This window comes from Streptomyces sp. APSN-46.1 (assembly GCF_022815725.1).
GTDB lineage: Bacteria > Actinomycetota > Actinomycetes > Streptomycetales > Streptomycetaceae > Streptomyces.
The window spans coordinates 1,204,623-1,218,529 of the sequence record NZ_JALGRF010000002.1 but is presented as its reverse complement, the minus strand read 5'-3'; the positions used below and the strand labels follow the sequence as shown (position 1 = coordinate 1,218,529).

Genomic DNA, 13,907 nt, shown 5'->3' with positions numbered 1-13,907 from the left:
CGCCGATGGACCTGAAGTGGTACGCGCACGCCGACGCACGGGACGTCCGCTCCTTGCTCCTGGACATTCACGACGAGGTATACGCGTACGATCCCGACCCGTTCCACTCCCGCGAACGGTTCTCGTACTTCGTTGACCTGTGGTCAGGGCGCGAGGACTGGCTGTGCGTCTCGGGGTGGGAGAACGGCGGCCCGGTCGGGTACGCATACGGTTCGAAGTTCAAACCGGGCGGCTGGTGGAAGGGAACGGATCGACCCAAGGACGTGCGCGGCCGGATCTTCGCCCTGTCCGAGTTGATGGTGGTGCCCGAGTGGCGGGGCAGGGGCCGGGCGCAGCAGATCCATGATGCGCTGGTCCAATCGGTCGACGTCGACTTCGCAACGCTTCTCGTTGACTCCACGCACCCCAGGGTGCAAGCCCTGTACGAGAAGTGGGGCTACGAGAAACGGGACGAGGCCAAGCCCTCCGACGACTCCCCCGTGTACTCGGTGATGGTTCGCACGCTGCTGACCGGATGACCCCGGGAGGCGGAAGCCCCCCGGCGACCCGGGCCACAACGCGCGGCCGTGCCCCCTCCCGCCCGTAGGCGAGAGGGGGCACGGCCGCGCGGAGCGGTCGAGCCGTTCTCATTCGCGCTCTGACCAGCAGCGCAGGGAGATCCTCGGGCGCCCAAGATCAGGCGGCCTTCGTCTCCTTGAAGATGCGGTCGATCTCGTCGATGAGGTCGAGGGCCTTCTGGCCGGTCGCCGGGTCGTTCGACGCCTTCGCGGCCGAGAGGGCCTTCAGGGTGTCGTTGACCAGGGTGTGCAGCTGCGGGTACTTCTCGAAGTGCGGGGGCTTGAAGTAGTCGCTCCACAGCACCGAGACGTGGTGCTTGGCGAGCTCGGCCCGCTGCTCCTTGATGGTGATGGCGCGCGCGCGGAAGTCGGCGTCGTCGTTGGCCTGGTACTTCTCCTGGACGGCCTTGACGGACGCGGCCTCGATGCGGGCCTGGGCAGGGTCGTACACGCCACACGGCAGGTCGCAGTGGGCGGAGACCTTCGCCTTGGGGGCGAAGAGGCGGGAAAGCATGGAGTAATTCCTCCTCGTGATCGTCTTCTCAAGGGGGAGATTACTCGCTCGGATACCGGAATTCGCGGGCGCCCCCGTGGGCTTAGGACAAAAGTCCAGGGCGCCGGGAGGCCGGGTGAGCGAATGTACGGGCGCGTGCGGCAGCATGCGGGAGGGACGAGGAGGTCAGGGATGGTGGAGAACAGGCGCTCGCGGGCGCGCTTGGAAGTAGTCGAGGTGACGGGGCCTTCGATGGTGCCGACGCTGCTGCACGGGGACCGGCTGGTGGTCCGCCACGGGGCGGTGGTCCGCCCGGGTGACGTGGTGGTGCTGCGCCATCCGTTCCAGCAGGACCTGCTCGTGGTCAAGCGGGCGGTGGAGCGGCGGCCGGGCGGCTGGTGGGTGCTCGGGGACAACCCGTACAACGAGACCGGCGACAGCACCGACTACGGGACGGTCCCCGAGGAGCTGGTGCTGGCGACGGCCGTCCTGCGGTTCCGGCCACGCGGGGCGGATCAGCGTTCGCTGAGGGACCGGCTGTCCTGGGCCGTGTCGGCGCTGCGCCCGCTCTGGGCGGACGTCTCGGCCTCCAGCCGCTTGCGGGCGCGGTAGGCGGCCACGTTGGCCCGGGTGGCGCAGCGGTCGGAGCAGTAGCGCCGGGAGCGGTTGGTGGAGGTGTCGAGGTAGGCGTTGCGGCAGGGCGCCGCCTGGCACAGGCCGAGCCGGTCGGGGCCGTGTTCGGTCAGGTGGAAGGCCAGGCCGAAGGACGCGATGGCGGCGTAACCGGCGGAGGCGTTCGAGGGGTGGTCGGCGAGGTGGATGTGCCAGTGGGGGGCGCCGTCCTCGCCGAGGGTCTCGTGGCCGGAGACCTGGGGGCTGACCGGGAACTCCATGAGCAGGGAGTTCAGCAGATCGACCGCGAGGACGTGGTCGCCGCCGTCGGCGGCCTCGAAGACGGTGCGCAGCCGGCCGCGGACGTTGCGGAAGCGGGTGACGTCCGTGTCGGTGACGCGGCGGGCCATCTGCACGCTGGCGCCGAAGAGGGCGCGGACGGCGTCCACCGAGGTGAGCGCGTCCTTGTTGCGGGCCGGCTCCTCGGTGTTGACCAGGCGCACGGCATAGTCCGAGTAATGGGCCAGTTCCACTTGTAGTCCTTACGGCTGCGGATTAGGGTCTCTGGTAACGGCTGAGACGTCTTCGAGGGTATTACGTATGGAGGGGTTCGGGATGGTGGATACCGTGACTGACTGGCAGGCCTGGCAGCAGAGCTGGGACCGGCAGCAGGAGTGGTACATGCCCGACCGCGAGGAGCGGTTCCGGGTGATGCTGAACATGGTCGAGGCGCTGGTGGGCCCCGCCCCCCGGGTGCTGGATCTCGCGTGCGGTACGGGAAGTATCACGGACCGCCTCTTCACGCGGTTCCCGCGGGCCACCAGCACGGGCGTCGATCTCGACCCCGCCCTGCTGGCCATCGCCCGCGGCCACTTCGAGGGCGACGAGCGGGTCAGCTTCGTCACCGCCGACCTCAAGGACCCCGACTGGACCTCGGCGCTCCCGTACGACACGTACGACGCGGTGCTGACGGCCACCGCCCTGCACTGGCTGCACAGCCCGCGGCTCGCGGTGCTCTACGGGCAGCTGACCCCCCTGCTCCGCGAGGGCGGCGTCTTCCTGAACGCCGACCACATGCCCGACCCGGCGACCCCGCTGATCAACGCCGCCGAGCACGCCCACCGGCACGCGGCCATGGACCGGGCCCGCGAGGCGGGCGCGCTCGACTGGGCCGAGTGGTGGGCCCTCGCGGCCGCCGACCCGGTGCTCGCCGAGCCGACGAAGCGCCGCTTCGAGATCTACGGGGAGCACGCCGACGGCGACACCCCGGACGCCGCCTGGCACACCCGGACCCTGCGCGAGGCGGGCTTCCGGGAGGCCCGTACGGTCTGGAGCTCGCCGTCCGACGCCCTGGTCCTAGGTCTGAAGTAGGAACTCCGCGAGGACGCGGGAGGGGCGGTACGGGAATCCGTACCGCCCCTCCGCGCGTCGCTCGCCCAGAGCACTGTCGCTCGCCCAGAGCACTAGAGCACTAGAGCACCTTGGACAGGAACGCCTTCGTCCGGTCGTGCTGCGGGTTGCCCAGGACATCGCGCGGGTGCCCGGACTCGACGACCACACCGCCGTCCATGAAGACGAGGTTGTCGCCGACCTCGCGGGCGAAGCCCATCTCGTGCGTGACCACGATCATGGTCATGCCCGACTCGGCCAGGTCCCGCATGACGTCGAGGACGTCACCGACCAGCTCCGGGTCCAGGGCCGAGGTGGGCTCGTCGAAGAGCATCAGCTTCGGCTCCATGGCCAGCGCGCGGGCGATCGCCACGCGCTGCTGCTGGCCGCCGGAGAGCTGCGAGGGGTAGTTCCCGCCCTTGTCGCCCAGACCCACGCGGTCGAGCAGCCGGATCGCGCGCTCACGCGCCACCGCCCGGCTCTCGCCCTTGACCATGACCGGGGCTTCCATGACGTTCTCGATGGCCGTCATGTGCGGGAACAGGTTGAAGCGCTGGAAGACCATGCCGATCTCGCGGCGCTGGGCCGCGACCTCGCTGTCCTTCAGCTCGTAGAGCTTGTCGCCCTTCTGGCGGTAGCCCACCAGCTGGCCGTCCACCGAGAGCCGCCCGGAGTTGACGCGCTCCAGGTGGTTGATGCACCGCAGGAACGTCGACTTGCCGGAGCCGGACGGGCCGACCAGGCAGAAGACCTCGCGCGGGGCGACTTCGAGGTCGATGCCCCGGAGGATGTGGGCGGCGCCGTACGACTTGTGGACGCCCTCGGCCTTGACCATCGGCTGAGTGGTCATCGCGCGACCTCCGTACGGCGGAACATGTTCAGATTGGCACGCAGACGCTGGAACGGCGTCGGCGGCAGGTTCCGCGTGGAACCACGGGCGTAGCGGCGCTCCAGGTAGTACTGGCCGACGCTGAACACACTGGTCAGCGCCAGGTACCAGAAGGAGGCCACGAACAGCATCTCCATGATGGCACCGGCGGTGTTGCCGATGTTCGACGAAGCACGCAGGAGTTCCGTGTACTGCACCGCCGAAACCAGGGACGAGGTCTTCAGCATGTTGATGAACTCGTTGCCCGTGGGCGGGATGATCACGCGCATCGCCTGCGGCAGCACGATGCGGCGCATGGTCTTCGTCTGGGGCATGCCGAGCGCGTGAGCGGCCTCGGTCTGGCCCTCGTCGACCGACTGGATGCCGGCGCGCACGATCTCCGCCATGTACGCGCCCTCGTTCAGGCCGAGGCCCAGCAGGGCGACCATGAACGGGGTCATGACGTCGACGGTCTCGTTCTTGTAGATCGGCCCCAGGTTGATGTACTGGAAGATCAGCGACAGGTTGAACCACACCAGCAGCTGCACGTACACCGGGGTACCGCGGAAGAACCAGATGTAGAGCCAGGAGACGGCACTCGTCACCGGGTTCTTGGAGAGGCGCATCACCGCGAACACGATGCCGAGCACGAGGCCCAGCGCCATGGACGAGACGCTGATGATCACGGTGTTGCCGAGGCCGCTGAGGACCGCCGGGTCGAACAGCTTGTCGCCGACCGTCGCCCAGATGACGTTGCCCTGGGAGAAGGCGTAGACGAGCCAGCCCAGCAGCGCGACGACGATCACACCGCTGACCCAGCGGCCGTAGTGCCGCACCGGGATTGCCTTGATGGCCTCGTACGGGGTGCCCGAGGCGCCGGGTCCGGCCGGCGGATTGTCGGCCGGACCCTTATCGATCTTGTCAGTCACAATGACTGCCCTTCAGTGGAGCGTGGAGCGCGGGACTTACTGACCTGCGTTGACCGTCGCGGACTTGACGGCACTGTCCTGCACGTTCCACTTCTCCAGCACCTTGGCGTAGGAGCCGTCCTTGATGGCGGCGTCCAGAGCCTGCTTGAGGGCGTCGCGGAGCTGGGTGCTCTCCTTGCTCACGCCGATGCCGAAGAGGCCGACGTCGCTCTGCTGGCCGGCGATCTCGAAGTCGTTGCCGCCGCCGGAGGTCTTCACGGCGTGCGCGGCGACCGGGTAGTCGTTCAGGTCGGCCACGGCGCCGCCGGCCTTGACGCGGGTCTGCGCCTCGGCGTCGGTGTCGAAGGCCTGGATGGTGAGCTTCTTGTCGCCGCACTTCTCGGCCTGGGCCTTGAAGGCGTCCTCGTAGGTCGTGCCGCGCTGGACGGCCACGGTCTTGCCGCAGAGGTCGTCCATGGACTTGATGCCCTCGGGGTTGCCCTTCTTGACGAGGAGCGAGAGACCGGAGGAGAAGTAGTCGACGAAGTCGATCCCCTTGCCGATCTTCTCGCCCTTGTCGTCCAGGCCCTCCTGGCGCTTCTTGTTGTCGGTGATCGACGACATGATCGCGTCCTGGCGGCCGGTGTAGATCGAGGTGATCAGGCCGTCGAAGGAGCCCGAGGTGAACTCGAACTTCACGCCGAGCTGCTTGGAGAGCGCCTCGGCGATGTCGGGGTCGACACCGACGATCTTGCCGCCCTCGACGAATTCCATCGGGGCGTACGCGGCGTCCGTGCCCACCTTGATGACACCGGCGTCCTGGATCTTCTTCGGCAGGGCCGAGAAGAGCGGGGCGTCGCTCTTCTTCGCCTCAGCGGGGGCGGAGGGGGTGGACTTGCCGCCCTCCGTCTGGTCACCACAGCCGGTGAGGATCAGGGCGCCGGCGACCGCGAGCGCTCCGACCGCGGCGATCCGGGACCGGGCGGCGGTCGTACGACGGGTGGTGCTTGCGGTCATGAGCTGGTTCCTCCGGCTGGTGGAAAGCATCCGAAAACGGTCGTGGCACGCACCATCGAGTGTCGCGACCTTGGGCGGTTACGGCATCTTGCCATTCGGACTGACGCATTCAGGCAGCTCGTCAGGTCAAAATCGGATAACGGACACCTTGGGCGACCCATCAGCCCTGCGGGCGAGGGCCCTCCGGGCCGGACTATGCGCCGTCACCAGGCGGTTCCGCAGCAGTTTTTACTGTGCGTCTCGACTGCTGGACAGCAAGGTTTGGACTTTTCGCCAAAACCGGGGCAACGCGCTTATGGTCGAGCAGGAATCGACTCGTCTGGGCGAGCGTTCTTCCGGTAAAACGGATCCTTACACCCCTCATCAGGGGCTCAGGGCGCGCGTGCGGCGCGCCCGCGCGTACGAACCTCCCCTCCGCGGAGACGGGCCAACCGTCCATGCGGAGTACGGACGCGGTGCCCGCCCACCCCTTAACCAGGAGTGGTCAACCCTCAACGATTCAAAAACTTAAGGGGCCAGAAAGTGGCAGCGGAGATCGTCAATCCTCGCAGCGACAGCGCGACGGACAACAACCCCGACGCTGTGTTCGCGCTGCACCGGGGCGGCAAGATGGCAGTGCAGGCCACCGTGCCGGTCAACGACACGGACGACCTGTCCCTCGCGTACACGCCGGGTGTGGCGAAGGTCTGCAGCGCCATCGCCGAGAACCCGGAGCTCGTCCACGAGTACACCTGGAAGTCCAACGTGGTCGCCGTCGTCACCGACGGTACGGCCGTGCTCGGACTCGGTGACATCGGGCCCGAGGCCTCCCTCCCGGTGATGGAGGGCAAGGCCATCCTGTTCAAGCAGTTCGGCGGTGTGGACGCGGTTCCGATCGCGCTCGCGACGAAGGACACGGACGAGATCATCGAGACCGTCATCCGGCTCGCCCCGTCGTTCGGCGGCGTGAACCTGGAGGACATCTCCGCGCCGCGCTGCTTCGAGATCGAGCGCCGGCTCCAGGAAGCCCTGGACATCCCGATCTTCCACGACGACCAGCACGGCACGGCCGTCGTGTGCCTGGCCGCCCTGCGCAACGCCGCGAAGCTGACCGGTCGCACCCTCGGCGACCTGCGCGCCGTGATCTCGGGCTCGGGCGCGGCGGGTATCGCCATCGCCAAGATCCTCGTGGACGCGGGCATCGGCGACGTCTGCGTCACCGACCGCAAGGGCGTCGTCTCCGCCGACCGCTCCGACCTGACGGACGTCAAGGCGGAGATCGCGGGTCTGACGAACAAGACCGGCCAGACCGGTTCCCTGGAGAGCGCCCTCGCGGGCGCGGACGTCTTCATCGGCGTCTCCGGCGGTACGGTCCCCGAGGCCGCGGTGGCGACGATGGCGAAGGACTGCTTCGTCTTCGCCATGGCCAACCCGAACCCGGAGGTCCACCCGGACGTCGCGCACAAGTACGCGGCGGTCGTGGCCACGGGCCGCTCGGACTTCCCGAACCAGATCAACAACGTGCTCGCCTTCCCGGGCATCTTCGCGGGGGCCCTGAAGGTCCGCGCGTCCCGGATCACCGAGGGCATGAAGATCGCCGCCGCCGACGCCATCGCCGGCGTCGTGGGTGACGAGCTCGCCGCCGACTACGTGATCCCGTCGCCGTTCGACGAGCGCGTCGCCGCGGCCGTCACGGCCGCGGTCGCCGCGACGGCGAAGGCCGACGGCGTGGCCCGCCTGGCCTGATCGCCACACGGCTCCACGTGAAGGGGCCCGGCCGGAGAGACTCCTGGAGAGACTCCGGCCGGGCCCTTTCGCGTAGCCGCGCGAGCGGTGGGAACGCACCCTCCCGGCCCCCGAACCGGGAGGGGTCGTTCGTCGTGGGGCCACGGGGCGGCGGAATGACAGGCTCATGACCAACGGCGCCGCGCGGCGGCTTGAATATTACCCCGCCCCGGGGCTTGTTCGTGCCGTTCCGCTTCCACCTCTCGATGGCACAAGACTGCACGTGGGACCCATAGTTGACGGGGCATCTCACGCTTCCGCTGAGCGACTCCACCCACCTCCCGGGACGCAGGATCCGACCCGCCCGGTTCCCACGGATTCCGACGAGCCGATCCGGCTCGCCCGGGCGGGCCTGGTGGCGGGGACTACCGGGCGGTAGCGTCTGGCGGCATGTTCGCTGCCTATGCCGCCCGAATCGACCGTGACCAGCCGCTGAGCGGCCTTGAGCTGGGCGAGCGCCCGGCCCCCGAGGCCCGTCCCGGCTGGGTGACCGTGAACGTCAAGGCCGCCTCGCTCAACCACCACGATCTGTGGTCGCTGCGCGGGGTGGGCCTCGGCGAGGACAAACTCCCCATGATCCTCGGCTGCGACGCCGCCGGGATCGACCAGGACGGCAACGAGGTCGTCCTGCACTCCGTGATCGGCCAGACCGGCCACGGGGTCGGCCCGGACGAGCCGCGCTCGATCCTGACCGAGCGCTACCAGGGGACCTTCGCCGAGCAGGTGACCGTCCCGGCCTGGAACGTGCTGCGCAAGCCGGCCGAGCTCTCCTTCGAGGAGGCCGCCTGCCTGCCGACGGCGTGGCTGACGGCGTACCGGATGCTGTTCACGAACGCGGGCGTCCGCCCCGGGGACTCCGTACTGGTGCAGGGCGCGGGCGGCGGGGTCGCGACCGCCGCGATCGCCCTCGGCAAGGCGGCGGGGCTGCGGGTCTTCGCCACCAGCCGGGACGAGGCCAAGCGCAAGCGGGCGGTGGAGCTGGGCGCGGTGGAGGCGTACGAGCCGGGCGCGCGGCTGCCGCGGCGGGTGGACGCGGTGATCGAGACGGTGGGCGCGGCCACCTGGTCTCACTCGGTCAAGTCGCTCCGCCCGGGCGGGACGCTGGTCATCTCCGGCGCCACGAGCGGGGACCGGCCCGCGCACGCCGAGCTGACGCGGATCTTCTTCCTGGAGCTGAAGGTGGTCGGCTCGACCATGGGCTCGAAGGACGAGTTGGAGGACCTGCTGTCCTTCTGCGCGGCGACGGGCGTCCGGCCGGTCATCGACGAGGTGCTGCCGCTGGACCGGGCCCGGGAGGGCTTCGAGAAGCTCGCGTCGGGGGACCTCTTCGGCAAGGTGGTCCTGACGGTCTGACGGCCCGACGGCCCGTCATGCTTGTCAACTGGGGTTGACGCCCTCCCGTGCGTCAACCTACATTGACACGTATGACAGAAGCCACCGACCTCGCCGAGCGAGCCGGTGACCGTGACCCGCGCGTGGGCCTGCGTGCCGTGGCCGCCCTCCGGAGGCTGCTGGAGCAGCTGGAGGCCGTACAGGTACGCAGTGCCCGCGCGCAGGGCTGGTCCTGGCAGGAGATCGCGGCCGAGCTGGGCGTCAGCCGGCAGGCCGTGCACAAGAAGTACGGGAGGGTTTGATGTTCGAGCGCTTCACGACCGAGGCCCGCGACACCGTGACGGGGGCCGTGGCCGAGGCCCGGCGGGCCGGAGCCGCCACGGTCACCGAGGAACACCTGCTGCTCGCGATCCTCGCCCAGGGCGCTCTGGACCCCCTGGCCGTGGACCGCGCGGCGGTCGCCGCCGACCTCGCGGAATCCCGCCGCCGGGGCGGGATGTCGAGGGCCGACGAGGAGGCCCTGGCCGGCCTGGGGATCGACCTCACGGAGATCGTCTCCCGGGTGGAGGAGAGCCACGGCGAAGGCGCCCTCTCCTCGGCGGCCCCCCGGCGCCGGACCCTGGGGGCCTCGCTCCGCTCGGCCCTCGGCCGCCCGGAGTCGCAGACCCGCCACGTCCCCTTCACCCAGGGCGCGAAGAAGGTCCTGGAACAGTCCCTGCGCATCGCCCTGGGCCGCAAGGACCGCCACATCGGCACCCCGCACCTGCTGCTCGCCCTGCTCTCCCGCCCGGGCCCGGTCTCCGAGGTCCTGGCGGACCATGGCGTCACCTATGCCGGCGTGGAGTCGCGCCTGGCGGCGTAGGGGTGTTCAGCCGCCGGCGCGGAGGGTCCCCGTGACCCGGTCGGCGGCGGCGGCCAGGTGGGCGCGGGCCTCGGCCAGCTGAGCCGGGGTGATGCCGTGGTCGCGGGCCGCGTCGCGGATGTCGTCGCGGAACCGGTCCAGCAGCCGGTCCAGGTCACGGGCCGGGTCCGCGGTCGGGGTCAGGTCCTCGGCCCAGTCGGAGTCGGGAACCCCGGACGCGGGGGCCGCCGTACCAGGGGCCGCCGTACCGGGGGTGGCCGTACCGGGGGCGGCCGTACCGGCGGCGGCGCCGCCGAGCCAGGCTCCGGCCAGACTGCCCAGGACGCCGCCCGACTTCGTGAACTGCTCCTGGAACTGGGACGCGATGCGCTGGACCTCCTCGCGGGCCCGCTCCTGCGCCTCCTTGGCCTGGCGGCGGGCCTGCTGGGCCTCCTCGCGGGCCCGGCGGCTCTCGTCCTTCGCTCGCCGCGCCTGCTCCTTCCACTCCTGCTTGGCCTTGCGCAGCTCCTCCTTGGCCGCCGTCCAGGCCACGTCCTCGACGGGGGTCGCCGTCGCGGAGGCGGCGGCCCGCATCTCGCGCCGCAGGTCGCCCGCCGCGCCCCGGACGTCGGCGCGGATCTCGGCGGCCAGCTCGGAGACCGATTCGCGGATCTCCAACTCCAGGTCGGCGAGTTCGCCGCCGCGGTCGGCCAGTTCGGCGCGCCCCGCCTCGGTGATGGAGTACACCTTGCGCCCGCCCTCGGTGGCGTGCGTGACCAGACCCTCGGCCTCCAGCTTGGCGAGCCGGGGGTACACGGTGCCCGCGGAGGGCGCGTACAGCCCCTGGAAGCGCTCCTCCAGCAGGCGGATCACCTCGTATCCGTGACGCGGGGCCTCGTCCAGCAGCTTGAGCAGGTAGAGGCGGAGGCGTCCGTGGGCGAAGACGGGCGGCATGTCAGAGCACCTTCTTGTCGAGCGCGAGGGGGACGGCGGGGGTGGAGGTGTCGGCGGCCGGGCGGCGCAGCAGCGCGATCGCGCCGGAGACGGTGGTCGCCCGGAGGGTGCCGGTGCCGGCGCCGAGGGTTCCGGTGATCCGCTTCGCGCCCAGCTGGCCGGAGACGCGCAGGTCCTCGAAGGCGTTGGAGACGCCGCCGGTGGCGGTGTTGGCCTCCACCCGGGCGTCGGCCGGGTGCGGCAGGCGGATCGCGACCTGGCCGGAGACGGAGTTGAGGAAGATGTCCACCGGGCGCGGCTCGGCCGGGTCGAGGGCCAGGTCGATGAGCATGTCGCCGCTGACCGAGTCGGCCCGTACGCTGCCGCCCGCGCCGTCGACTACCGTCAGGCCGCCGGAGACGGAGTGGAAGCCGAGCTCGCCCGTGACGGACTGGGCCTCGACGCTGCCGGACACCGTGTGCGCCTTGACCCTGCCGGACAGGCCGACCAGCGTCGCGTCCCCGGAGACCCCGTTGACCTCGGTGCCGCCGCTGATGCCGGAGACGAAGGCGGTGGCGCTGACCGCGGCCACCTGTACGCGGGTGGCGGCGGGGACGGTGAGGGTGACGGTGGCGCTGCGCTCCCAGGCCTTGCGGCCGGAGTCGGAGCTGGACCAGGCCTTCCAGGGCTTGGCCTCGAACCACTTCTTGAAGCCCTGGGAGCCGTTCCAGGGCAGGTCCTCGTAGGAGATGGTGAGGGTGCCGCCCTCCCGCACGACATGCAGCGGCGGGCCGTCGATCTCCGCCACCTCCAGGCGGGCCGGGCCGTCCTCGGCCGCGACGACGTTGACGGTGCCGCCGACCAGGCGGACGTGGAGCTCGGTCACCGGCTCGTCGAAGGTGAGCTTCCGGGGTTCGGCGATCGACCACGTCGTCTGCTCTGCCATGGTGCTGATCCTCCTTGGACGTACGCGGACTCAGGCTCGACGCTCGCAACATATCGCGTCTACTGAAGAACACGATATATCGCGGACCGGGGAAGTCAAGCGCGACACCTTATCCATCGTTTTGCGGTGATTTGCGAGGGCGCGCCGATCTCGAATCGGGCGGGCGGGACGCCGTGCGGCGGGCGGAGCCGGACGTGGCGGCGGAGGGCCCTCTCGGCCCGTGGGCGCGCGGGCCGAAGGCCCGCCTGCCGGGTGCGGCCCGGATCGCCGCGGGCGCACCTCTCATGGCGTGGGCCTGCGTGGTGGCCGGTGCGGGGCTGGTGGCCCGCGGCGTGCTCGCCCTGGCGTACGGGCGCGCCCGCGCCCGGCGGAGAGCGGGGACGGGCCGGCGTTGCTTCGGCTCGGCCTACGCGGCGAGCAGCGGGCTGGCGTGGTGGTGGAGCCACGCGCGGTACGGCGGGGTGCGCAGGGCCGCCTCGCGGTAGGCCGCGCGGAGGTCCTCGTACACCTCCGCGTGCGCGCCCGGCCGGGTCGCCAGGAGCAGGCGTACGGCGAGCGGGTCCCCGGAGAGCGGCCGGATCGCCATGTCGTCGCGCGGCCCGGAGGTCGGCTGGCAGGGCGCGACCGCCTCGCCGGAGACGATCAGCGAGGTCGCGGTGTGGTAGTCGGCGTGCAGGAGCGGCGGGTCCAGCCCGGCCCCGGCGAAGACCCGCCGCAGGCCGTCCCACTCGCCGTCCACCGAGGGGTCCACCGTCCAGCGGTCGTCGGCCAGGTCCCGTAACTCCACCACCGGCCGCCGCGCCGCCGGGTGGTCCCGGGACATGGAGACGAACTGCGGCTCCCGCTCCATCAGTACGCGCAGTTCCAGCCCGGCCGGCACCCGCAGCGGGCTGCCCTCCACCTCGTGCACGAAGGCGACGTCCAGCTGCCCCGCGTCCACCATCCGCAGCAGGGCGTTGGCCGACACGTCCACGACGAGCGTGGTCTCGGTGCCCGGAAGCCGCCGGTGCAGCCTGCGCAGCCACCCCGGCAGGGCCCGGCTGGCCGTCGAGCCGATCCGCAGCCGCGGACCCCGGGCCACCGCCCGCGCCTCGGCCACCAGAGCGGCCATGTCGGCCAGCAGCGGCCGGGCCCGGCCGAGTACCGTGCGCCCGAACGGCGTCGGCCGGCAGCCGGTCCGCTCGCGCAGGAACAGCTCGCCGTCCAGGGCCCGTTCGATCCGGCGCAGCTGGGTCGTCAAGGAGGGCTGGCTCACGCCGAGTTGCCGCGCCGCCTTGTGCAGGCTGCCGGCGTCGGCGATGGCGCACAGGGCGCGCAGATGCCGGACCTCAAGCTCCATGTCCCGAGGGTAGGCCGGGGCCGGTGGACCGCACCAGTCACTGACGACCCACCGAATCCCGCCATTCTCATGGTGGTTGGCCTACCGAAACCCGCGATAACCCGGCGCTATCGGTGGCTGACATCATCCCCCGGCCCCTTCCGCTCCCGCAGACTCCGGTACCGGAACGACCCACCCACCCCCCACACCGGATGAGTAGGAGCCCCCCCACATGCGCCACTCCCGAAACTCCCGCAACTCCCGCAACTCCCGAAAGGCCGTGCTGGCCGCCACCGTCGGTCTCGGCCTGGCCGCCGCGCTCGTCGGTGTCGCCCCCATGGCGAGCGCCGCGCCGGCGCCCGTCGGCAACGCCGCGAGCTACGCCACGTACGAGCGCTCGCAGGAGAACGCGTCCGCCAACCGCGCGTTCTTCGAGGCGGTGCAGCGCTCGGTGGCCGAGCAGCGGGCCGCGAACCCCGGCATCCTGGCCGTGACCGTCACGTACAACACCCGCAACGCGCCCAGCTTCCGTACCCAGATAGCCCGCTCCACGCAGATCTGGAACAGCTCGGTGACCAACGTCAAGCTCCAGGAGGTGTCCTCCGGCGGGAACTTCTCCTACCGCGAGGGCAATGACTCGCGCGGCTCGTACGCGAGCACGGACGGCCACGGCCGCGGCTACATCTTCCTCGACTACCGGCAGAACCAGCAGTACAACTCCACCCGGGTGACGGCGCACGAGACCGGCCACGTGCTGGGTCTGCCGGACCACTACTCGGGCCCGTGCAGCGAGCTGATGTCGGGTGGCGGCCCGGGCACCTCGTGCCAGAACGCCACCCCGAACAGCACCGAGCGGGCACGCGTGAACCAGCTCTGGCTCAACGGTCTCGTCGCGTCCGGTCTGGGCACGAAGAGCTAAGACTTGATCC

General features: G+C 70.7%; 16 protein-coding genes. 8 read left to right on the top strand and 8 right to left on the bottom strand.

Annotated elements, in window-relative coordinates; translation table 11 throughout:
• Positions 1–5: 5 nt before the first annotated feature.
• A complete protein-coding gene (locus tag MTF65_RS12285) occupies positions 6–518 on the top strand; it encodes a GNAT family N-acetyltransferase (protein ID WP_243628584.1) in 513 nt (170 codons plus the stop codon).
• A gap of 157 nt (positions 519–675) precedes the next feature.
• On the opposite strand, the gene sodN is transcribed toward MTF65_RS12285, so the two are convergent.
• Positions 676–1,071, bottom strand: coding sequence for a superoxide dismutase, Ni (gene sodN, locus MTF65_RS12280; protein WP_243628583.1), 396 nt, complete (start codon positions 1,069–1,071; stop codon positions 676–678).
• 171 nt (positions 1,072–1,242) lie between these two features.
• On the opposite strand from sodN, the gene sodX reads away from it, so the two are divergent.
• Entirely contained in the window at positions 1,243–1,662 is a 420-nt protein-coding gene (sodX, locus tag MTF65_RS12275) for a nickel-type superoxide dismutase maturation protease (protein ID WP_243628582.1), read from the top strand.
• Here sodX and MTF65_RS12270 read toward each other — a convergent pair.
• The gene (locus MTF65_RS12270) at positions 1,566–2,195 is read right to left on the bottom strand and encodes a CGNR zinc finger domain-containing protein (RefSeq protein WP_243628581.1); all 630 of its coding nucleotides are present in this window, start codon (positions 2,193–2,195) and stop codon (positions 1,566–1,568) included. The two genes, sodX and MTF65_RS12270, sit on opposite strands and share 97 nt — an antisense overlap.
• Positions 2,196–2,262: 67 nt before the next feature.
• Here MTF65_RS12270 and MTF65_RS12265 point away from each other — a divergent pair, with 67 nt between their 5' ends.
• Positions 2,263–3,033, top strand: coding sequence for a trans-aconitate 2-methyltransferase (locus MTF65_RS12265; RefSeq protein ID WP_243628580.1), 771 nt, complete (start codon positions 2,263–2,265; stop codon positions 3,031–3,033).
• A gap of 100 nt (positions 3,034–3,133) precedes the next feature.
• On the opposite strand, the gene MTF65_RS12260 is transcribed toward MTF65_RS12265, so the two are convergent.
• Genes MTF65_RS12260 through MTF65_RS12250 form a run of 3 tightly spaced genes read right to left on the bottom strand, consistent with a single transcriptional unit; the run spans position 3,134 to position 5,844 of the window.
• Positions 3,134–3,901: an amino acid ABC transporter ATP-binding protein gene (locus MTF65_RS12260; RefSeq protein WP_279398817.1), complete on the bottom strand. Its 768-nt coding sequence runs from the start codon at positions 3,899–3,901 to the stop codon at positions 3,134–3,136.
• Positions 3,898–4,848 carry an amino acid ABC transporter permease gene (locus tag MTF65_RS12255; protein WP_243628579.1) on the bottom strand — a complete coding sequence of 317 codons (951 nt, stop codon included), beginning with the start codon at positions 4,846–4,848 and terminating at the stop codon, positions 3,898–3,900. Before MTF65_RS12255 ends, MTF65_RS12260 begins: the two co-directional genes overlap by 4 nt.
• Before the next feature lie 36 nt (positions 4,849–4,884).
• Positions 4,885–5,844 carry an ABC transporter substrate-binding protein gene (locus MTF65_RS12250; protein ID WP_243628578.1) on the bottom strand — a complete coding sequence of 320 codons (960 nt, stop codon included), beginning with the start codon at positions 5,842–5,844 and terminating at the stop codon, positions 4,885–4,887.
• A 522-nt stretch (positions 5,845–6,366) separates the two neighbouring features.
• Here MTF65_RS12250 and MTF65_RS12245 point away from each other — a divergent pair.
• From MTF65_RS12245 to MTF65_RS12230, 4 genes are all read left to right on the top strand, one after another.
• Positions 6,367–7,569, top strand: coding sequence for an NADP-dependent malic enzyme (locus MTF65_RS12245; RefSeq protein WP_243628577.1), 1,203 nt, complete (start codon positions 6,367–6,369; stop codon positions 7,567–7,569).
• A 429-nt stretch (positions 7,570–7,998) separates the two neighbouring features.
• Positions 7,999–8,961, top strand: a complete 963-nt coding sequence (locus MTF65_RS12240) for a zinc-binding dehydrogenase (protein WP_243628576.1) — start codon at positions 7,999–8,001, stop codon at positions 8,959–8,961.
• Positions 8,962–9,032: 71 nt separating this feature from the next.
• Positions 9,033–9,242 (top strand): helix-turn-helix domain-containing protein, encoded by a 210-nt coding sequence (locus MTF65_RS12235; RefSeq protein ID WP_243628575.1) that lies wholly within the window; start codon positions 9,033–9,035, stop codon positions 9,240–9,242.
• Complete coding sequence (locus MTF65_RS12230; RefSeq protein WP_243628574.1) at positions 9,242–9,802, top strand: Clp protease N-terminal domain-containing protein; 561 nt, start codon at positions 9,242–9,244, stop codon at positions 9,800–9,802. Before MTF65_RS12235 ends, MTF65_RS12230 begins: the two co-directional genes overlap by 1 nt.
• 6 nt (positions 9,803–9,808) lie before the next feature.
• Here the strand turns inward: MTF65_RS12230 and MTF65_RS12225 are convergent, their stop codons facing one another.
• The 3 genes from MTF65_RS12225 to MTF65_RS12215 all read right to left on the bottom strand — a co-directional run bounded on the left by MTF65_RS12225 (position 9,809) and on the right by MTF65_RS12215 (position 12,999).
• Positions 9,809–10,735, bottom strand: a complete 927-nt coding sequence (locus tag MTF65_RS12225; protein WP_243628573.1) for a PadR family transcriptional regulator — start codon at positions 10,733–10,735, stop codon at positions 9,809–9,811.
• Position 10,736: 1 nt separating this feature from the next.
• Positions 10,737–11,660, bottom strand: coding sequence for a DUF4097 family beta strand repeat-containing protein (locus MTF65_RS12220; RefSeq protein ID WP_243628572.1), 924 nt, complete (start codon positions 11,658–11,660; stop codon positions 10,737–10,739).
• A 406-nt stretch (positions 11,661–12,066) separates the two neighbouring features.
• Entirely contained in the window at positions 12,067–12,999 is a 933-nt protein-coding gene (locus tag MTF65_RS12215) for a LysR family transcriptional regulator (RefSeq protein WP_243628571.1), read from the bottom strand.
• A 211-nt stretch (positions 13,000–13,210) separates the two neighbouring features.
• On the opposite strand from MTF65_RS12215, the gene snpA reads away from it, so the two are divergent.
• Positions 13,211–13,897 carry a snapalysin gene (gene snpA, locus MTF65_RS12210; RefSeq protein WP_243628570.1) on the top strand — a complete coding sequence of 229 codons (687 nt, stop codon included), beginning with the start codon at positions 13,211–13,213 and terminating at the stop codon, positions 13,895–13,897.
• Positions 13,898–13,907: the final 10 nt, after the last annotated feature.

Coding starts and splice junctions, on each gene's coding strand:
- MTF65_RS12235 (WP_243628575.1), top strand. CDS start 9,033: ATGACAGAAGCCACCGACCTCGCCGAGCGAGCCGGTGACCGTGACCCG.
- MTF65_RS12240 (WP_243628576.1), top strand. CDS start 7,999: ATGTTCGCTGCCTATGCCGCCCGAATCGACCGTGACCAGCCGCTGAGC.
- MTF65_RS12285 (WP_243628584.1), top strand. CDS start 6: ATGGACCTGAAGTGGTACGCGCACGCCGACGCACGGGACGTCCGCTCC.
- MTF65_RS12215 (WP_243628571.1), bottom strand. CDS start 12,999: ATGGAGCTTGAGGTCCGGCATCTGCGCGCCCTGTGCGCCATCGCCGAC.
- sodN (WP_243628583.1), bottom strand. CDS start 1,071: ATGCTTTCCCGCCTCTTCGCCCCCAAGGCGAAGGTCTCCGCCCACTGC.
- MTF65_RS12265 (WP_243628580.1), top strand. CDS start 2,263: ATGGAGGGGTTCGGGATGGTGGATACCGTGACTGACTGGCAGGCCTGG.
- MTF65_RS12260 (WP_279398817.1), bottom strand. CDS start 3,901: ATGACCACTCAGCCGATGGTCAAGGCCGAGGGCGTCCACAAGTCGTAC.
- sodX (WP_243628582.1), top strand. CDS start 1,243: ATGGTGGAGAACAGGCGCTCGCGGGCGCGCTTGGAAGTAGTCGAGGTG.
- snpA (WP_243628570.1), top strand. CDS start 13,211: ATGCGCCACTCCCGAAACTCCCGCAACTCCCGCAACTCCCGAAAGGCC.
- MTF65_RS12250 (WP_243628578.1), bottom strand. CDS start 5,844: ATGACCGCAAGCACCACCCGTCGTACGACCGCCGCCCGGTCCCGGATC.
- MTF65_RS12220 (WP_243628572.1), bottom strand. CDS start 11,660: ATGGCAGAGCAGACGACGTGGTCGATCGCCGAACCCCGGAAGCTCACC.
- MTF65_RS12230 (WP_243628574.1), top strand. CDS start 9,242: ATGTTCGAGCGCTTCACGACCGAGGCCCGCGACACCGTGACGGGGGCC.
- MTF65_RS12225 (WP_243628573.1), bottom strand. CDS start 10,735: ATGCCGCCCGTCTTCGCCCACGGACGCCTCCGCCTCTACCTGCTCAAG.